The 20,189-nt window shown below is 38.4% G+C and carries 18 protein-coding genes and 1 tRNA gene; 7 read left to right on the forward strand and 12 right to left on the reverse strand.

Annotated features, from left to right (window positions below; all coding sequences use genetic code 11):
- The 6 genes from QZ574_RS18875 to QZ574_RS18900 form a co-directional block, all read right to left on the reverse strand.
- A partial coding sequence (locus QZ574_RS18875) for a hypothetical protein (RefSeq protein WP_297092463.1) occupies nt 1–543 on the reverse strand: 543 nt, incomplete at its 3' end.
- A 20-nt stretch (nt 544–563) separates the two neighbouring features.
- Entirely contained in the window at nt 564–1,868 is a 1,305-nt protein-coding gene (locus QZ574_RS18880; protein ID WP_297092465.1) for a V-type ATP synthase subunit B, read from the reverse strand.
- Nucleotides 1,865–3,637 (reverse strand): V-type ATP synthase subunit A, encoded by a 1,773-nt coding sequence (locus tag QZ574_RS18885; RefSeq protein ID WP_297092467.1) that lies wholly within the window; start codon nt 3,635–3,637, stop codon nt 1,865–1,867. Before QZ574_RS18885 ends, QZ574_RS18880 begins: the two co-directional genes overlap by 4 nt.
- Nucleotides 3,638–3,816: 179 nt before the next feature.
- Complete coding sequence (locus QZ574_RS18890; protein ID WP_297092469.1) at nt 3,817–4,686, reverse strand: universal stress protein; 870 nt, start codon at nt 4,684–4,686, stop codon at nt 3,817–3,819.
- Nucleotides 4,687–4,731: 45 nt separating this feature from the next.
- The gene (locus QZ574_RS18895) at nt 4,732–5,478 is read right to left on the reverse strand and encodes a hypothetical protein (RefSeq protein WP_297092471.1); all 747 of its coding nucleotides are present in this window, start codon (nt 5,476–5,478) and stop codon (nt 4,732–4,734) included.
- Between the two features lie 406 nt (nt 5,479–5,884).
- Nucleotides 5,885–5,958 (reverse strand) — tRNA-Pro (locus QZ574_RS18900).
- A gap of 119 nt (nt 5,959–6,077) precedes the next feature.
- On the opposite strand from QZ574_RS18900, the gene tsaA reads away from it, so the two are divergent.
- On the forward strand, nt 6,078–6,572 hold the full coding sequence (gene tsaA / locus QZ574_RS18905; protein WP_297092473.1) for a tRNA (N6-threonylcarbamoyladenosine(37)-N6)-methyltransferase TrmO: 495 nt from the start codon (nt 6,078–6,080) through the stop codon (nt 6,570–6,572).
- Nucleotides 6,573–6,575: 3 nt separating this feature from the next.
- Here tsaA and QZ574_RS18910 read toward each other — a convergent pair whose 3' ends face one another.
- The 6 genes from QZ574_RS18910 to QZ574_RS18935 form a co-directional block, all read right to left on the reverse strand.
- Nucleotides 6,576–8,957 (reverse strand): transglycosylase domain-containing protein, encoded by a 2,382-nt coding sequence (locus QZ574_RS18910; RefSeq protein WP_297092475.1) that lies wholly within the window; start codon nt 8,955–8,957, stop codon nt 6,576–6,578.
- A 92-nt stretch (nt 8,958–9,049) separates the two neighbouring features.
- Nucleotides 9,050–9,529, reverse strand: a complete 480-nt coding sequence (locus tag QZ574_RS18915; RefSeq protein WP_297092477.1) for a DUF456 domain-containing protein — start codon at nt 9,527–9,529, stop codon at nt 9,050–9,052.
- An 80-nt stretch (nt 9,530–9,609) separates the two neighbouring features.
- Entirely contained in the window at nt 9,610–10,425 is an 816-nt protein-coding gene (locus QZ574_RS18920) for a CPBP family intramembrane glutamic endopeptidase (protein ID WP_297092479.1), read from the reverse strand.
- Nucleotides 10,426–10,483: 58 nt separating this feature from the next.
- Nucleotides 10,484–11,005 (reverse strand): GtrA family protein, encoded by a 522-nt coding sequence (locus QZ574_RS18925; RefSeq protein ID WP_297092481.1) that lies wholly within the window; start codon nt 11,003–11,005, stop codon nt 10,484–10,486.
- Nucleotides 11,006–11,118: 113 nt separating this feature from the next.
- Nucleotides 11,119–11,535, reverse strand: coding sequence for an alternative ribosome rescue aminoacyl-tRNA hydrolase ArfB (gene arfB / locus QZ574_RS18930; RefSeq protein ID WP_297092483.1), 417 nt, complete (start codon nt 11,533–11,535; stop codon nt 11,119–11,121).
- Between the two features lie 4 nt (nt 11,536–11,539).
- Nucleotides 11,540–12,010, reverse strand: a complete 471-nt coding sequence (locus tag QZ574_RS18935) for a DUF4268 domain-containing protein (protein WP_297092485.1) — start codon at nt 12,008–12,010, stop codon at nt 11,540–11,542.
- Nucleotides 12,011–12,070: 60 nt separating this feature from the next.
- Here QZ574_RS18935 and QZ574_RS18940 point away from each other — a divergent pair, with 60 nt between their 5' ends.
- From QZ574_RS18940 to QZ574_RS18965, 6 genes are all read left to right on the forward strand, one after another.
- On the forward strand, nt 12,071–12,958 hold the full coding sequence (locus tag QZ574_RS18940) for a M23 family metallopeptidase (protein ID WP_297092487.1): 888 nt from the start codon (nt 12,071–12,073) through the stop codon (nt 12,956–12,958).
- A 402-nt stretch (nt 12,959–13,360) separates the two neighbouring features.
- Entirely contained in the window at nt 13,361–16,564 is a 3,204-nt protein-coding gene (locus QZ574_RS18945) for a SusC/RagA family TonB-linked outer membrane protein (RefSeq protein WP_297092489.1), read from the forward strand.
- A 36-nt stretch (nt 16,565–16,600) separates the two neighbouring features.
- Nucleotides 16,601–18,106 (forward strand): RagB/SusD family nutrient uptake outer membrane protein, encoded by a 1,506-nt coding sequence (locus QZ574_RS18950; RefSeq protein ID WP_297092492.1) that lies wholly within the window; start codon nt 16,601–16,603, stop codon nt 18,104–18,106.
- Nucleotides 18,107–18,164: 58 nt separating this feature from the next.
- Nucleotides 18,165–18,917: a hypothetical protein gene (locus tag QZ574_RS18955; RefSeq protein WP_297092494.1), complete on the forward strand. Its 753-nt coding sequence runs from the start codon at nt 18,165–18,167 to the stop codon at nt 18,915–18,917.
- A 102-nt stretch (nt 18,918–19,019) separates the two neighbouring features.
- The gene (locus tag QZ574_RS18960; RefSeq protein WP_297092495.1) at nt 19,020–19,454 is read left to right on the forward strand and encodes a helix-turn-helix domain-containing protein; all 435 of its coding nucleotides are present in this window, start codon (nt 19,020–19,022) and stop codon (nt 19,452–19,454) included.
- Entirely contained in the window at nt 19,403–20,167 is a 765-nt protein-coding gene (locus QZ574_RS18965) for an IS3 family transposase (protein WP_297092497.1), read from the forward strand. The genes QZ574_RS18960 and QZ574_RS18965 overlap by 52 nt, the downstream gene beginning before the upstream one ends.
- Nucleotides 20,168–20,189: the final 22 nt, after the last annotated feature.

The following is a 20,189-nucleotide window of genomic DNA, read 5'->3' on the forward strand; positions in this document are numbered from 1 at the left end:
CGCCTCAATTTCTTTTGAGCTCACCACAAAGCTAATGCCTTCTTTATCCGTTGATTTTACCTTTATTTTGGCTTTGCTGGCCGATAAAGGTTTTAAGGTTACCTCTTCCGTAAGAGCTTCTTTTAATAAGAAAGCTTCCATTTCTTTTTGCATTTCGGGCGGCACTTTTATTGATTTTTTACCCGATATGGAGTCGATAACCACTTTTAACAGCTCTTTCAGGTATTCTTCCTGGCTGAATAAGGTTTTACACTCTTTTCCGAAGACTGACTTTAAATGTTTTAAAATGGCAATTTTAGTGGCTTCAATCATGTCGCGAAAAGCCTGTGAGATAGCTTTTTCTGCATTTTTCTGTGCCTGGGCAGCTTTAATTTCCGCTTCTTCAATAATAGCCTTGCTTTTTGATTCGGCATCTGCTATTAATTTTTCGGCCTGCTGTTTTGCCGTTTCAATAATTCGCTGTTTTTCTGCCTCTCCGGCGTTAATTCCCTGTTCTTTGAGTTTGGATACAATTCCTTCCAGGTTTTCTTTATTTTGTTTCATCTGTTTTTGCTGATTATTGGTTAATTCCAGTATTGTTCGATCAGTTTTTTACTCAAACCTGTTTCGGTTGGTTCAAAATGACGTTTTAAAATTTCCCAGCATTTATCCAATGCGGCTTCCAGTTCTATTGATTCACCAAACGGTTCTTCCAAATTACTAATAAAATCTTCGCGATAACGCAACAGTTTTTGCGAAAATGCGTCGTTTGCGGCACCAACTTCAGCTGCTTCGTATGCTTTTTCAGCATCGGCAAGTAACGAGGCCATTGCTGTCATTATCGGCCGGTGATCGTCTCGGGTATCGCCATTTACCTGCTGCTTTAAACGTGAAAGCGATCTTGCCAGTTTCAGTTTTCCGTTTTCAAGGAAAAACTGTCCTTCGGTAATGTAACCGGTATTATCAGGAACGGGGTCTTCAAGCGATTCTAATGTTGTGGCTCCAATAATTGTTATCGAACCGGCACCTTCAATATCTGCAGCAACTTCGTAGCGTTTTGCCAATTCTGAATACAAGGATCCCGGATAACCCTGCAAGGATGGAATCTGATCCTGGTAATTAGCAACGTTACGCAAAATATTCGACCAGTTGGTCATATCGGTTAAGAGCACCAATACATCTTTTCCCTGATCGGCAAATTCGCGCGAAACACTTAAAGCTACGTTGGGCAGCATTAAACCTTTAATTTGCGAGTCGCCGGCAAGGTGCGTAAACATAATCGTTTTGTCAATATTTCCGGATTGCGAAAGCTGCTCTTTGAAATAATGGTATTCATCGAATTTTAAACCGATACCGGCAAAAATAATTACATCGGCCTGTGCGCCCTGTGCAATTTGCGAAAGCAAACGATTGTAGGGCTCGGTAGGGCCTGCAAAAATTGGAATTTTTTGTGATTTTACCAGTGTATTAAAAACATCAATCATTGGAATACCTGTCCAAAGCGGTTGTTTGGGAACCAGGCGTACGGTTGGATTTAATGTATCTAAACGAGTAGATATTTGCTTTTCGAAGATAATATCGGGGCCACCGTCAGCCACATCACCAACACCATCAAAACTACGGCCGAGCATGTTATACGAAAAACCTGCAGCAAGGGGAACCTCGTGCATACGGATTTTAGTTTGTGTACTTAATCCCTGGGTTCCGTTAAATACCTGGAAACGTGTTGAGTCTTCGGTAATATTAATGGCTTTGGCAAACGAAAGGCTCTGGTTTGTTCCTGCCTCCAACAGTTCAACCACATGATTTAGTGCAACACCCGGATTTCCTTCAACAGAAATCAGTGCTTTACCAACTTCACTTATTCTATTAATTTCTTTTCGTATCATAGTTCGTTCTCTTCTTGTAAAATAAATTGTTCAACTTTTTGAGGAAGCTCAGCCATTTCATCTACACTTTGTGCTGTGCTATTCCAGTCTCTCCACCACTGGCGTAGCTCATCAAATTTTGCTTTAACAATCTCTTTAATTTCTTCATCTTCCTTATCTTCCTGAGCAAAATTAACCGAACTATCAATAAGTTTCTGAACCGCATCATTAATAACAATAAGACGTTCGGGACGGGTACAGGCATCTAATTTATGAAATGCATTTTGCTGCATCACACAAAAATCGATTGTTAGTCCTTTTTGGTATAAGATGTATTTTTCTACCGGAACCTTTTTTAATCCAATTGTACTTATTGTTTGATCGATACCATTTGTTTCGTTCAGCGTTTGCAACATTTTATTCCGATCAGTCCACGAAATAAAACTATCGTAAACCGATGATGTGTAGGCCAAAGGATCTATGGCCGGATATTTTTTTGCATCGGCTCTATCTTGCGACAATCCCCAGAATCCACCGGTGGCATCCATGGTTGCCTGGGTAACCGGTTCCTGGAAATTTCCACCTGCCGGAGATACTGTTCCGATAAAAGTTAAAGATCCGCCTGTGCCCTGATCGGCACCTGCTCGTTGGTACATCCCTTTAATTTGATCGGGAATGTCCATCGGAAAAGCCTCTGGTCCGGGAATATCACCCTGGCGGCCGCTACGCTCGCGAAGAGCTTGTGCCCAGCGCGAAGTTGAATCGGCCAGCAGAACAACGCTGTAACCTTGATATCGATAATATTCGCCAACTGTAAGTGCAATAAATACACTCGCCTCGCGAGCTGCAACAGGCATCGAACTGGTGTTTCCAAAAATACACATCCGGTTCATCAACGAGTCTCCTGTTGAAGGATCTTCCAGTTCGGCAAAATCTTTAAAAACTTCAACTGCTTCACCGGCGCGTTCTCCACAAGCGGCCATAATAATAATATCGGCTAAGGCATATTTACACAAAGAGTGCTGAAGCACGGTTTTGCCCGCTCCAAAAGGCCCCGGGTTACCAACTGTTCCGCCGTAGCTAACCGGTGCCAGCAAGTCAATTACCCGCACTCCGGTAGAAATAGTTTTACTTGGAATAGCCCGTTCTTTAAATGGGATAGGGGATTTTACTGCCCATCGGAATGCAAGCTGCAACTCGTGTTTTACGTTTTGCTTATCTGTAATTACAGCAACCGTTTGAACAATATTAACTTCCTTTTTTTCGATAATGCTTTCAACTTTGCATTTGCCAAAGTTAAAAGGCACCAAAATACTATGTTTTAAGCGGCCTTCAGGTACGGTTCCAATAGCATCGCCACCTTTTACCCAGTCGCCGGCAGTTACCGAAGGTGTAAACTCCCAAAGCTTATCTTTGTCAAGCGCCGGAGCCTTCATCCCGGGCACCAAATAGGCATCTTGTTCACCTAATTTGTACAAGGGGTTTTGAAGTCCATCCCAAATACTGGTTAATAGTCCGGGACCCAATAGCACTGAAAGCGGCTTTCCCGTAAACTCAACCGGGTCGCCAATTTTTGCTCCGGTTAAATCTTCAAAAACCTGCATTTCAGCAATCCCTGCATCCGCATTTTTTGGGTCGGGATCAATTTGTAATACTTCGGCTTGTAATGATTTATCATCTACAATTACATTGGCCGTTTCACCCATAATTACATTGTCGTAAAACCTAACTTTTACCAACGAGTCCTGAATGGATATGAGTTTGCCTGTCCTAGTGTTATTATTATTCATTTTATTTTATAGAATGTCTCAAATTCTGAAGATAAGATGTTCATTAAATTAGCAAGTAACATTAACATTTTTTAGCACTTGATTTCAACAAATTTTAACGTTCTGTGCATTTTAACATCAATACCGTTAGTTTGTTTTCGATTATTATACAAGAGTTCGAATTTATACTTTTTATTTTGTTATAAAAAGAATGAATCTGCGGGATTGGCAGTATAGTTTACCGTGAATACCGGAAAATTGCTTCCGTGAACGATTTTTGAGACAAATCGTCCGATACTGGTGTTGGCAAATATTGATTCCTGATGCGTTCGAATTATTACTAATTCCGGTTTTTCTTCGTGAATATATTTTAGAATAAGCTCGTGCGACTCTTGATTCTGCATTTTTAAAATTTTAATGTCGCATTCGATATTTTGATCCCAAAGGATGCTCTGTATTTTGCGGGCATTTTTTAGTGCAAGACTCTTGGTCTCGCTGATGTTTGCCTTTAGTGCCGACAAAATAGTAACTTTTGCCTGGTGTTTTTTAGCTAAGAACGTGGCCCACAAAAGCCGTTTTTTAGTCGATTGAGTAATGTCTATTGGAATTGCGATGTTTTTAATTTTGGGAACACCAAAGTCTTTATTAACAGCGAGTACCGGGCATTTTGAACGGCTTATTAATTCGTTTATTTGCTCCTTATTCAGTGCCCCTTGGTAATTGCTTTTACTTTTATCAATAAGAAGAAATTCAAGTCCGTCTGTTTTGGATTTTTCCAGTAAAACCTCAACCGGATTGCCGGCCCTTGCAGAAATAATAATATTGTTGGGGATTTCTCCACCCAAATTCTTCCTTACAAAACCACTTAACTCCTCTCTTGCATTTTTTAATGTTTCCTCCTGAGCCTGCGCCTGAAAATTTCGTTCAAAAAAGCCAGCTTCTTTAATTACATTTAAAATCACCAGCTTTACATGCAGTGTGCTTTGCAAATACAATGCTTCTTTCAGAACAGTTTGGCCTTCGCTATTGGGAGCAATGAGTGCTAAAATACTATATTCCTTTGTTTCCATATTGATTGTGCTAAATGATAATTGTTTTAGGCTGTTGCTATTGTTTTATGCATGGTCAATTACAATTAAATCTCGGTTTGTATTTTGCAGGTAACTATTTATTCCTCTGCATTTTGAATGGTGTTGAATAAAACTGGTGGCAATGCTGATTCCTTCAAAATTATCCTGGTAATTCCACGTTGGTTTTCCAAAATTCTCGTCTTTTTGTTTCTCAATCCGGAGTATTTCAAGTGATGATTGTGTTTTATTGCATATTTCTGCCAGCTGAGCGCACAAATGGTTTTTGGGTTCCTTCTCACTATCAACCACAAACAAAATTTTCTTCGTATCTCCACCTTCAAATTTTTCGGGTATAATGAAAATCGGGTTTTTGGCGGTGTCAATTATTTTCTGGAGACATCCGTTTTGCCTGTTACACGATTCATTGAACGAACTGTATGTAGATAAAACCATATTGTATTGATTCTCAAAATCTGGCATATAACTTAAAACGAAATTAAGCTCACCTTCAATGTTTAAGGTGTTTACCTTTCGTTTGTCTATTTTAAAATGTGTTACTAATTTATGCTTTAGTGCTTTCAGCTCGTTTTTTGAAATTTTCTTTAAATGATGACTTAATTTTCTCATCATAAAATGTCCCCAACCCGGACTTTGGTATGTTTGCATTATTGTGATTGGAGCTTTTCCATTATACAAATATTGCATTGCAAAAGATGCGGCATACCAACTGCCATCAGAGAAGTCTGCTAAAATTAAAACTGAGGGATGATTACTGCTGGATGTTGTACTCATTTTTGATCATCAATTGGTTTTTCTAAAATTAGCTTCTTGAATGATGTTTTGCTACAGGCTAAAACCTATTTGCCGGTAGGGGATTTCCTATTTTTTGAGTTGGTTTATTCTTTTTGTTTATGAATTACCGCAGAAAAATGAATGAATACCTTCCTTAACTTGTACGTTTTTATTTTGATTATAAAATCAGCACTAAACAAAAATCCTTATGCTAAAGTGAAAGACTTTTCTGTTTGTCGGGATGACAGGATTTATAGAAAATGAATCCTAAATGAGTAGGGTAGTTCAACCTAAAATCTTTCTCTCACTGCGTTCGAAGCGTCTTTCTTTTTGGAATTTCGTTTCAATTAACATCGAACTTTTCCCAAAATAAAACCCTCCCGCAAAGCGGAAAGGTTTCATGTTGTCGGGATGACAGGATTTGAACCTGCGACCCCGTCGTCCCGAACGACGTACGCTACCGGACTGCGCTACATCCCGAATAAGGTTGCTAATTTAAGTAAAAATTAAAAAATATTTTACCCTGCGGAAAAGAAAAAATTTGCAATAGCTACGTCGTTTTTATTTCCTATTTTGAGCATGAGTTCAAAAGACAGGTTATGAAAGAATTAGAAAAAGTAGAACTGAGTAGAATCGGAACAATTTCAACACCTCATAAAACTATTGCCAATATTCCAATTCAATCGGTTGGAGCAAAAGAGTACACTGGCGTAATCGAGCTGGAACCGCAATTAGCAGAGGCTTTGGAAGGTCTCGAAGGTTTTTCAAATTTGATTTTGCTTTACCACCTTCACCGGGTTGATGGCTATAAACTAAAAGTAAAACCTTTTATGGACGACAAGGAGCACGGAGTTTTTGCTACACGATCGCCCAAACGCCCGTCGCCAATTGGCATGTCAACAGTTGATTTGATAAAAATTGAAGGTAATAAAATCTGGTTCAAAGGTGCCGATATGTTGGACGGAACACCACTTATCGATATTAAACCGTTTTTCCGGCAAGTGGATAACCGTCCTGATGCAGTAAGTGGCTGGTTAGACTCAAAAAATGATGATTTGCCGAGTATTCAACGTTCCGACGACCGGTTTGCTTAAACACTATTTTTTGTCTTTTTTACTAAAAATCCCCTTAATCTTCTTCCATATCTGACCTTTTTCTTTCTCTTTGGGGGTGGCATCCTGTCTGTCTTTTAAATCACCCGATTCTTTCTTTTTGAAGATGCTTGCAAAATTGAAATCATGCTTTTCAATATCCAGCACTTCTTTATAATCAGGTTCACTCAGCATGGCAAGCAAGTCAGGTTCCGGATCTTGGAAAGTGCTGTATTTAAAATGTTCAAACTTTTTATCGCGGTACGTTTTATGAAAAAATTTGCCCACAATAGGCAACGCCATGTATGCGCCCTGTCCATAGGTTGTGGTTCTGAAATGTACGCGCGGATCATCGGCCCCTACCCAGCATCCTGTAACAAGATCGGGAGTTATCCCAATAAACCACCCATCGGAGTTATTTTGGGTAGTGCCGGTTTTGCCCGCAAACTCGCCCGGAATTTTATAAATTGTTCGAATGCCTCTACCTGTACCTTCATCAACAACAGCTTCCATCATGTTTATAACAGCCCGACAGTTTTGAGGAGAAACAACCGGTTTGTCATGCAAATCGTATGAAAAAGTTTCGAGTACATTGTCGTTTTTATCTGCTATTTGCAGCAGGTAATTTATTTCAACAGGTTTGCCATCGTTTACCAAGCCTGCAAATGCTTCAACCATTTCCTGTAACGATACAGAAGCAACACCTAATGCCAAAGAAGGATAGTCGGGTAATTCGGAAGAAATACCCAGATCTTCAGCAATATCAATTGTTGCATCGATTCCTGCTTCCAATAATACCTCAACTGATACGGTATTTAACGATTTTGCCAGGGCCCCCTTCATTGTATAGTAACCTCCGTAATCGTTGTGCGAATTTCGTGGCGCCCAGTCTTTGTATTCTGTATAAATTTTATGTTGATTGATAAAATAGGTATCAGCAGAAATGTCTTCTTCCAAAGCCGCCAGATAAACAAAGGGTTTAAATGTTGATCCGGTTTGTCGCGGCGCAGTAACATGGTCGTATTTAAAAAAGCGGTAATCAATTCCGCCAACCCAGGCTTTTAAGTGCGAGGTGTGCGGATCGACAGCAATAAATCCGGCATTTAACATTTTTAGGTAGTGCTTTAATGAATCGAGTCGTGACACCTCCGCATTTTTAATCCCGTCCCAGGTAAACAGCGTGGCATGTGTTTTTGCTGAATACTTTTTAAGCTCTTCACTATAACTAGTTTTACTGGTATTTGCATTTTGAATTGCACTTTTAAGAATCGCCGGGTATTCCCTGAACAGGTCCCGGTTTTTCCAATGGTTATCAAAAACTTTTTGCAAATTTTTCATGTATTCCTTAACCGATTGCTGTGCATATCGTTGCAGGTTGTAGTCAATAGTTGTGGTTATTTTCAATCCGTCGGTATACAAATTATATGGCTCACCATCTTTTTTATGGTTGTTCGCGCACCATTCTTTTAATTGTGGCTTTAGCATTTCAAGAAAATAAGGTGCTGGTCCCTGGTTATAAGAAATCAGGCGATAATGCATACCCAAAGGTTTCTCTTTGTATTTGGCTGCATCGGTAGCAGTAAGGTAATTGTATTTTGCCATTTGATCAATTACCACATTGCGGCGGCCAATGGCGCGTTCCGGATGCGTTCGCGGGTTGTAATAGTTATTTGCTTTTAACATTCCGACCAAAACAGCTGCTTCATGCACTTGCAAATTTCTGGGCGATTTTGAAAAGAAACGTTCTGCAGCTACTTCAATTCCAAAAATATTTTCAGCAAAAGGAACTGTATTTAAATACAAGGCCAGTATTTCCTGTTTGCTGTAAATGCGCTCAAGCCGATAAGCGATAATTGCTTCGCGAAGCTTGTTCACGGGCATCGAAAGGGGCCCGTAATTACCCCGGGGAAACAGGTTTTTTGCAATTTGCTGGCTAATGGTGCTTCCGCCACCAGCAGCATCGTTTTGTAATAAAACAGATTTAAAAAGAACTCTTGCCAAGGCTATCTCATCAATGCCACGATGTTCGTAAAAACGTGCATCCTCAGTAGCAATAAGCGCATTTATTACATTTGGAGAAATCTCGTTAAACGTTGCATAGCTTCTGTTCTCAACATAATAACGCCCAAGTATTTTGCCATCTATTGAATACACTTCTGATGCCAGTGGGTTATTAATTTGTTGCAGTTGTGTTTTAGACGGAACCGGACCTAACACGCCCAAAAAAACCAGGATAAAAAACAGACAACCTAATAAAAACAAAACTATTCCGCCCTTAAGAATTAAATTAAGTACAGGATATTTTTTACTGTTCTTTTTTGATTTGCCTTTTTTGCTGCTCACCGGTTTTTTTTTCCGGGTAGTTGTATTTGCTTTCTTTTTTGCCACACAACAAAAGTATTACTATTAACAATGTATTTGGTAGTATAAACTAAAATGCTGTGGATATATTATAAACCACAGATTGTTTATTATTATTTTTAAAAAATAAGTTCTTTGATGAAATACCAGGTCATCATTCCTGAGGTAATTAGTTTTAGGAGGGTACCGGCCAAAAATCCCATAAAAGAACCGAATCCCGATTTTAACGCTGCCCCTGATTCTTTTCCGGCAGTAAGTTCGCCAATTACCGCTCCTAAAAACGGCCCTATAATTATGCCGAATGGAGGAAAGAAAAACAAACCAACGACCAGTCCAATTATGCTTCCCCATACTCCGCGTTTGCTTCCTCCAAATTTTTTAGTTCCCCAGGCCGGAATCAGATAGTCGAGTGTGTAAACCACAACTGTTACAACGGCCCAGATAATTAAAAATTTATTGGAAAAATCATATCGTTCGGTGAAGTGTAGCAACAATAAACCAATGTAACTTAAGGGGGGGCCGGGAATTACTGGTAAAACACAACCAAGTATTCCACTAATAATAAAAATTGAACCTAAAACGATGAGAAGGATATCCATATTTCAGTAATTTATTAAAACAGTGTAAAAATAATTTTAAACTGTTGTGTTGATTTTTATTTTCGATGAATGGCCCTGTTTTATCGGTGTTTGCGAAACCAGGGAATACTTGTAAAATAAATTAGCACAATCGAAAGCGCCATTACCAAGGCACTCAGTATTAGTAATTCATCTCGTTCTAACAAGTAAATGGAGTATTCGTGAATTGATTGCCAGTAGGTTACTGCAAGCAAAACCATAGCATTGTTTATTGAATGACCAATAATGGCAACAAAAATATTGTTTGTGCGCAACATAAGCCATCCCAATAGTAAACCGAGCACAAAAGTGGCTGGCATTTGCCAGGGGTTAAGATGAAAAAGCGAAAACAGCAAGGCCGACATAAAAACAGCAACAAAACCGTTGTAATTTTTTCGGAAACCATTAAAAATTAATCCTCTGAATATTAACTCTTCCACAATTGGTGCAATAACGGCTACCTTCATAAAAGCACCCCAAAAACCATAATCGCCTTCAAAAATCCGGTTAAACAATTCCCAAAACCATGCTGGGGCAGGAATCATTTTTTCTACCCAGATGTTAACATCTTCCAAAACATTATGGGCGCCCCATAAAAAGGTAACCACAGGAATAATAACCAGCGGATTAAAAAGTTTTATCGGGAAAATATGAAGTACAGGAGCCTTGGCTTTTTTTATACCATAGATAAGAATAAAAACTACTGAACCTACGCCAAGAGCTATTTTTTTTATTGGGTGATATAAATATTCTGTATCCTTGTAATAATCAATTACAGCGAGCGGAAAATCCACAATGGTTTGAATAAAAATATATAAAATAACCAGGTGAATGCCCTGAAGAATGGTTGGATAATATTTATTAGGGTACTCTTTCATACAAATAATAAATATACTATAATCAGTAAAAATACATTCAATCGGCTCAAAAAAAAAATTACGATTTTGTGCGCATAGCAAGAAGTTTCTTTCCTGTTTTAAAAGTAAAGTACCGTTGAGCCAGGTAGCTGTAAATAATTACAAGTAAAGTGGTTAGTATTTTTGACAAGGTTGCGTATAGTCCACAATATTCAACAAAAAACTTCAGAAATACATAATTAAGCACAATAGAACCGCCAACAGTAAGCAGATAACGAAAGAGTTGAATTCTGCCTTTAAGCTCTGAAGACGTGAAAGTTACATATTTTGCCAAAAAGAAACCGGTACTAAATGTTATCGGGAATACCAGCAAAAACGCAGCAATGTGCGGACTAATAGCTACAAAACCCAATTCAATAATCTGCATTTTAATAATGTAGCGATAAAATATAAAGTAAAGTGTAATATCAAATAGCGTGTTTGCGCCTCCGGTTGCAGCATAACGAAATATTTCTCGCGGAAGAAAATGCAGAAAAGGAAAATAGAACCAATCAACTACATTAATTACAAATTGTCCTGTTTTTTCAAAAATAGTTCGCATTTACTGTTGGTATTTGAGCAGGCAAAGAAAAGAAATAGTTGCAGAACGACCAATTAAAGTTTTCGAAGTGTGTTTAACAAACACAAGTATTGCGCTTAAGAATAGGCATCTCACTACATATTGGGCTTTTGTCTCAGCTGTTTTTTTTGTGCCTGAAGTTTTTTTCCAAGTAATCTTTTTTGTTTTGATCCGGCTGTAGGTTTGGTTCTAATTCGTTTTTTTACGGGTGTTAAAGCTTCCTGAATCAAGAGGATTAAGCGTTTGGAAACTTTTTCTTTGTTTCTTAACTGGCTGCGTTCACTACTTTCAAATAAAACCAACTCATCATCATTACTAATGCGGTTCTTCAATTTACATCGAATAAGTTGTTTTTGTTTCTCCGAAAAGCAATCACATGCTTGAATTACCAGCCTTACTTCAATTTTTGTATTTACTTTGTTAACGTTTTGTCCACCTGGACCACCACTTCTGCTTGCCGAAAATGTACACTGGTTTATAATGTCTGTTTTTATGTTTTCAGGTAATTTCACTATTCTATCTTTTTAATGCCTCTTGTAACAAATCTCTAATTTCAAGAAAATTAGTTTCCAGTTTCAGCATATTTTCAATAAAAAAATCAAAAATATCAGGCCATTGGTTTTGCCGATGAAAATCTACATTTGGTAAGCAGGTATAAATCCGGCAAATTTCGGCACCACTGTCTTCGCGCTCGTGGTAAAATTCCCAAATAAGTCCATTTTCAAAACCTGTTTCCAATACTACTTTATATTTTTCTAAAAACTCATAGGCTTTAAATCGTAGGTTTTCATTCTTGTTTCCTAATTCTATTAGAACCTTGGCATCCTGGCGATTCACATCAAAACGTAAAGCAACCCCTTTAATTTTTGTTTTATGCAGCACCCATTTTCTCCTTCTGTATTTTAAAACAGAATGGCCTCCACATCGCTTGTCAAACAATTGCCAAAAGTTAATATTTAGTTGCTTTAATTCTTCTTTTGAATACATGTGCCAAAGGTAATCTAATTTTAATTTTTACTTTTAAGTCGGTAACAATACAGAAACGCCATGCTTCAAAAACTTATCTATTTATTTTTTCTAAGTTGTATCCCGGTAATTTGTTCGGCTCAATTTGTAGAGGTGCAGGCCGATTACAATGGGATAGGAGATTGTATATTTAGTGCCAACAATAATGCTGAAGTACCACTGTTTTTGCATATAAACTTTGGTGATATTGAAAACACCACATTTAACGAACCACTGCCATATGTAAAACGGCTTGCTCCAGGCTACAATGACTTATTTACCTTGCAGCGTGATTTAGATGCAGAGGTGCCCCGGTTTCACTATGAAATTAAAACATATCGCTCTGACCCTACAGCTGATGCTGATCTGGATTTCCCATATTTGTTACCATTTAGGCCTGCAAGTGAAGTTGCCATTTTTGATGTAAAAAGTATTGATGGTTTCTGGGGAACTGAAGGTATTGACTCCTGGTCGGCAACAGGCTTTAAAGCAAACAAAGGCACGGAACTATATGCATGCCGAACCGGTATTGTTGTGGAAATAACAAAACAAGAAAGAAATGGCGATTCGCGCTTATGGTATCATACCTGGAATAACAGTTTAACTGTATTGCACAACGATGGCACACTTATATGTTATCATAATATTAATACTGCGTCAGCACAATTAAAAGTCGGGCAAAAAATTTATTCCGGACAAAAAATTGGTAGAGTTACTTCTCAAACAGGAAAGCTCTTCTTACTAATCTATCATGACTCACTATTTACCAAACAGTTATCATTTGTAATTCCGCAGTTTGTAATTTCTGAAACAGGGGAGCGTGCAATTTTAAACTCATCAAAAACTTATAGTGTATATCATCCCAGAAACGTTAAAGTGCTGGAAATGAACAAGCGGGAACGCAAGAAAATTCTTGGTAAAAAGGACTAAAACTTATGTGTTAAAAAAAGAGCAGGTATTTGAACTGTGAAGTTTTGTGGAATCCTTTTATACGCCAAAATAAATTTTTGAATTAAAACGGGTGTAAAAAGTTTTCTAATTGTTAAAGAATACTAAAACTTTTTGGAAATAAATGCCTTTACATCTTTGAAAAATGACAAAAGTCACCTAATTTTATTTGCCATTAGTTAAATTTGCTAAAAGTATTAAGGGATATAACAAAAGGATTTACAGTTAGTTGAGGAAATATAGAGTTGAAAAATCAAATAGTGAACCAAATGTAGCACAACGTGTTAATGGTGTAAATATTTGTTAATTCATGTTTTTTTTTACTAATTTGTTTCCGAGTATTTAAGGTGAGTGAGTTATTTACTAATTAATAAATTTTATTCTATGAAAAAAATTGCGCTAATGCTATTTGGCATTGCTTTTTTTGGCATGCTTGTGGTTGAAGCACAGGTAAAAAGTATCAGCGGTACTGTAACCAGTGGCGATGATGGTATGGGAATACCCGGTGTTTCAGTAAGTGTTAAAGGTACCACGATTGGTACAGTAACGAATCTGGACGGCCAATACCAATTGGAAGTTCCAAATGATGCTCAATCATTAATTTTCTCCTTTGTTGGAATGAAAACGATGGAAGTTGAGATCAGCGGATCAAAAATTGATGCGGTTATGGAAGCCGATCTTGTTGGTTTGGATGAAGTTGTTGTAGTAGGTTATGGTACTGCTACACGGCAGTCATTTGTTGGAACTGCAAAAACAATTAAGAGTGAAAACATTAAAAGCAAATCAATCTCCAATGTTTCACAGTCGCTATCTGGTGAGGTTGCCGGGGTAAGTGTAATTAACACTTCAGGTCAGCCTGGTTCTACTGCCACCATTCGTATCAGGGGCTTCGGTTCGGTAAACGGTAACCGTGATCCATTGTACGTTGTCGACGGTGTCCCATATTCCGGATCACTGAATGCAATTAACCCGAATGACATTGAGTCCACTACCATTTTAAAAGATGCTACCGCTACTGCTATTTATGGTTCGCGTGGTGCTAATGGTGTAATTTTAATTACAACCAAATCAGGTATGGAGGGTGAAAGTGTTATTGAAGCAGACATCAAATACGGTGTAAACGTAAGTGCTATTGCTCGACACGAAGTAATCAAGTCACCTGAAGATTATATTGGCTTAAGTTGGGAATCGATGTATAACCGTGGTGTAGCAGAAGGAGTAGCCGATCCGACTAAATATGCCAACGACAACCTATTCTCAGGTTCAGGTATTAACCCAAAATACAATATGTGGAACGTATCGAGTGGAGCAGATTTAATTGATCCGGCTACCAGAACTGTTCTGCCAGGAGTTACAAGAAAGTATGATCCGGAGAACTGGGAAGATTATGGATTTCAAAACTCTAACCGCACAGAAGCCAACCTTACATTTAGAGGGGGTAGCGAAAAAACAAAGTATTTTACTTCGTTCGGATATTTGAAAGATGTGGGTTATATTATAAACTCCGACTTTGAAAGATATAATGCTGCAATTAATCTTGATACAGAAATTAAGCCTTGGTTAACCACCAAAGCAAGAATGACGTATGCAATTACAGAAACCAATAATAATGGACAATCTACAGACTCTGGAAGTATTTTCTGGTTTGTGGATAACATTCCTTCTATTTTCCCATTATTCCTTAGAAATGATGACGGAAGTATTGTTGAAGATCCAATTTTTGGCGGTAATCAGTATGATTACGGTAATGGTCGTGCTTTTGGAGCTTTAACCAACTCGATTGCAGATGCTCATTACGACAGAAGCCGCACAAACCAGCACCAGGCTACCGGTAACTTTAGTTTTAATATTAAACTAATGGACGGTTTAACAATTGAGAACACTTTTGGTGCTCAATATTATTTGCGTAAATATAACAGTCTGAACAACCCGTTCTACGGTTCAGCAGCTGGACAAGGCGGTTCTATCTTCAAGAGAGATACACAAATGTTCACTTATAATGTGTTGAATTTAGTTAGGTATCGCAAAGAATTCGGTGATCACTCTATAGAAGCACTTGCAGCGCATGAAGCAAATTTCTGGGAGAGAAAAATAAGTACTGCCAGTAAATCAAAAGCAGTTCATCCTGATATTGATGACTTAAACAATTTCGTTATTGTTTCATCTCCTCCAACTTCTTATACCGATGAAGTAAATCTGGAAAGTTATTTTGGCCAGATTAACTACAACTACATGAATCGTTATTACTTGTCTGCTTCAGTTCGTCGCGACGGAACATCTCGTTTTATTGGCGATAACAAGTGGGATAACTTCGGTTCTGTTGGTGCATCATGGGTTGTTTCTGAAGAATCTTTTATGGCAAATGTGCCGTTATTAGACTACCTGAAAGTTAAAGCAAGTTATGGTATTGTAGGTGAACAACAAGGTGTTGGATTTTATCCTGCTATTAATACCTATAATGTTAACAACTTGAACGATGAAATTTCGATTTCGGCTCGTGACGTTGGTAACCCTGATTTGACTTGGGAAACATCAAAAATGTTTCAGACAGGTATTGAATTTGCATTAGGTGAATATTTGGATGGTTCTATCGACTATTATGTGAAAAATACCGATAACCTGGTATTTGACAGAAGAGTTGGACCTTCAGTTGGTTATGCATTAATTACAGTAAACGATGGCCGCTTACGTAACAGTGGATTAGAATTCGACTTTACAGGGCACATTATTCGTCATTCAGATTATACTCTTGATATTACGCTTAATGGTGAAATGCTCAACAACGAACTTATTGATATGCCTATTGACCCTGCTACAGGATTACCTAAAGTTATTGATATAGCAGGACGTTTTGGACGTTCTCAAGGTCATTCTTTATTTGATTTCTACGTAAGAGAATGGGCAGGAGTTGATCCTGCAGATGGAACAACCATGTGGATTCAGGATTATTACGATGAAAATGAAAACGGATCATTAGACGCAGGAGAGGGAATAACTTCGTTATATGAATACCAGCAAGAAAATCCGGATCATGAGATTAGCCAAACTACAACAAAATCGTATTCTTCGGCAACTCAGAAATACGTTGGAAAATCTTCTATTCCTAAAGTTCGCGGAGCATTCCGAGTTAATGCATCAGTTAAAAAATTCTCTTTAAGCGCACAATTCCTGTATAGCCTAGGTGGTTATTCATACGACTTTGTTTATGCAGCTCTTATGGATAACGATCCTATTGGAAACAACAACTGGTCAACTGACATTTTTGACAGATGGCAAAAACCTGGTGATGTTACCAATGTTCCTCGTTTATCAAACGGATATGATACCAATGTTGCAAGCACCTCAACTCGCTTTATCACTAAAGCTGACTACTTAAACTTAAATAATGTTCGTTTAGGTTATGACTTTACAAGCCTAGTAAAACAATGGGGTATTTCTTCATTAACGTTGTTTGTTTCGGGTGACAATCTGTTCTTATTATCTGCTCGTGATGGATTCAACCCCGCTACGTCAGAAACAGGTACTTCTGATTGGTATACTTACAATCCGTTGACAACTTATACAATGGGATTAAACGTAAAATTCTAAGAAGTGATTTTGAAATTACAAAAAATGAAAAGTATTATGAAAAGAATATATTTATTGGCACTCATGGCCGTGTTAATCGTAGGGATTACTGGCTGTGGAGAAGATTTCTTGGAGGTTCAGCCAACTCAGTTTTTATCAGAAGAACAAGTTGCTGAAGCCGCGGCAAATAATCCCGATGTTGTAGCGGGTAGTGTTAGTGGTATCTATACACTAATGTTTGAAACAGGAACAGGTGGTGATGGTGGCCACGATGATTTTGGGCAAAAAGGATATGATATTTTTAGTGACTTTTTGTGCAGCGACATGGCACTGTCAATTAGTACTTATGGTTGGTACCGTAGAACCACTGAGTATACTGAAACTACAGACTATACCAATACAACCAACTACATGCCTTGGCGTTATTATTACAGACTTATCCGTTCGGCAAATACCGTTATCTCGGCATTGGGTGGTAATGATGTAACACCTGAGAATGAGGAAAACAAACACCTTATGGGGCAAGCAAAAGCCTTACGTGCCTATTGCTATTTCTATTTAACACAGTTCTTTGCATTGGAGTATGAACCTTCAAAAGAGATTCTTCCAATATACACGGATCCAACAGAACCTAACTTGCCAAAAAGTACAACTGCTGAAGTTTTTGCCCTGATGGAGAAAGATTTGACAGAAGCAATTGATCTGTTGGAAACCTTTAACCGTACAGCCAAAAATGAAGTTAATAAATATGTTGCTGAAGGTCTTTTGGCGTATGTATATGCAACTATGGGTGGCGACAAATTAGCTGCGGCTAAAACCTTAACAGAAGATGTTATTAATAACGGTGGATTTACAATTATGGATTCAACCGAAGTTGTTTACATGGGAGATGCCTCAGTTGGTGGATTTAGAGATGTAAGTACTCCAGGATGGATTTGGGGTGTAGATTTAACATTAGATAATGGTCTTGACCTTATTTCATGGTGGGGACAAATGGATGTATTTACCTACAGTTATCAGTGGGCAGGTGACAGAAAAGCAATCGACCAGGGCTTGTATGATGCTATTCCTGCAAATGACGTGCGAAAAGGACAGTTCTATGGTGACCCAAGTTCAGGATATTACCTGATTCCTTTAGGAAAGTTCTATACTGCTGACAGAGCAATTGGTGGACAACGTAACATTGAAACTGACTATGTTTATATGCGTGTTGCTGAAATGTATTTGTTACATGCTGAAGTTTGTGCACAATTGAACCAGGAAGATGCCGCCCGAGCAAGCTTAAAAGAACTGGTTGGCAAACGTATGGCTGATGCAAGTTATATCGACGGTTTGTCGGGGCAAGCTTTAAAAGATGAAATTTACCTGCAAACCCGAATTGAATTATGGGGTGAAGGAAAGAGTTATTTGGCAATGAAACGTAACAAGGCAACAATTGTACGAGGATCAAATCACTTATCACTGGTTGGAGAGCCAATTCCATATAACGACCCAAGATTGACATTTGAAATACCTCAGAATGAGATTCAAAACAACCCGAATATTGATTCTGGTAATAAGTAATGAATGGATCTGCATCGCAGAAAGTTCAAGATTTTTTTAATTGAAAATTTTAAGAATTATGAAAAACATAAAATATTTCTTCCTGTTCGTTGCTTCTGTTCTGCTATTAGCAAGTTGTGAAACAGAAATGCCGGAAACAGTTGATTTAAATTATATTGGTTTTGAAGGAGAATCAGTAGCTGTTGTTGTAAATAAAAACAGCACGGCTGATGTAACTGTAAAAGTCTACACAACGCAAACCACTGGTACTGACAGAACATTTTCTTTAGTGGCTCGTGAAGATTTGTCATCAGCCGATCCGGATGCTTATTCAATACCTTCATCAGTAACAGTGCCTGCAAATTCAAATGTTGGTGAGTTTACGGCTACCGTATCAGACGTTAATATCCCTGCAGAAGGGGTTGAGGCAGTTATAGCATTGTCTACAGATGATGGCGTGTTTGCCGGTGAAAATTTGAGCATTGCAATTACAAAATTCTGTCCTTTCAATATCGACGATTTTATCGGTAATTTCTTAATTACAGAGGCTGGATATGGAACTTATGCAACAACAATTACAAAAGATCCTGATGTTGCTAACCGTATTTGGATAACTAACTTCTGGGATTGGACCAATGATTTGGCATATTACGATTTTGATCCTGATAATGGTACCGTAACCATGCCATCTCAACCGATTTTAATGGGTGATGGAAATACTTACAACTGCGTAGGTAATGGTACTTACAATGCTTGTGCCGGAACATTCCATATGGAATATGGTGGCGATGTTGCCGGAACAGTTCATGATTTTGCTCCTGCCGGAAATTAATTCTGAACAGAAAAAGTTTAAAAAAAGTCGTTTCATTCTTTGAAACGACTTTTTTTATAAACTTTTCTCGTCCTGAAATAGCGTTACACAAAAAGTAATGTTATGACAGAAAGAAAACATTCACAGTACGTTAAGCGTACACAAAAGGACTACTCGATGTCCTTTAAATTACAAGTTGTCACAGAAATTGAACGAGGAGAAACGAGTGCAAGAGAGGCTGCTAAGAAATATGGGATACAAGGCAGCCAAACAGTTGTAACATGGCTCAAAAAATATGGTACCTTTGATTGGGAGAATCAAATACCATCGAATATGCCCAAGAGCCAGGAACAAAAAATTCTTGAACTTGAGGCCAAGGTAAAATTGCTGGAAAAGCAAAAGTCCTTTTTAGAGCATCAAGTCGACCGGGCTGACCGCAAGGCAGTTCTGTTTGATATGATGATCGACCTGGCCGAGAAAGAGTTCAATATCCCGATCAGAAAAAAATGCTCATCCGAACAGTCGACCGAAGCCGACAAGAAGGAACAGAAACGATAGTTTCCGCCTGTGACTTGTTCGGGGTAAGCAGACAGGTTTATTACCGCAGTATTCAATCTGTAAAGCGCAATCAGGCAAGAGCCTTGCAGGTGTTTGCTATGGTGCATGAAATAAGGCGACATATGCCCCGCCTGGGCACACGTAAGCTTTACTATTTATTGCGGGAACGGCTGGGTGAAATTGGAGTAGGCAGAGATAAGTTGTTTTCAATTATGAAAGCAAACCACCTGCTAATAAAACCGGTAAGAAGTTATCGGAAAACGACAGACTCACACCATCGTTTTCATAAGCACAAAAATTTGATCGAAGGAATTGTGCCATCAAAGCCGGAACAGGCTTGGGTAGCCGATATCACGTATATCGGAAACCGTGAAAATCAACAATACCTGACCTTGATAACCGATGCCTATTCTAAAAAAATAGTCGGGCATGATGTGTCCGCATCTCTTAGTGCCGATGGAGCGATCCGCGCATTAAAGCAAGGTCTGAAAAATCGTTCTTTCAAAACAAATACCTTGATACACCACTCGGATCGTGGGCTTCAGTATTGCTGCGATGACTACCAGAAAGTACTTGCAAAACGAAAGGTAAAATGTAGTATGACCGAGTCTTACGATCCTTATGCCAATGCAGTTGCAGAACGCATTAATGGAATTTTTGACCTCCTCCCATTATCCGACACACCCAAAAGTAGAGGAATCCGACTTATCTAACTGTTCCATAAACACCCCATTG

This window comes from uncultured Draconibacterium sp. (assembly GCF_913063105.1).
GTDB lineage: Bacteria > Bacteroidota > Bacteroidia > Bacteroidales > Prolixibacteraceae > Draconibacterium.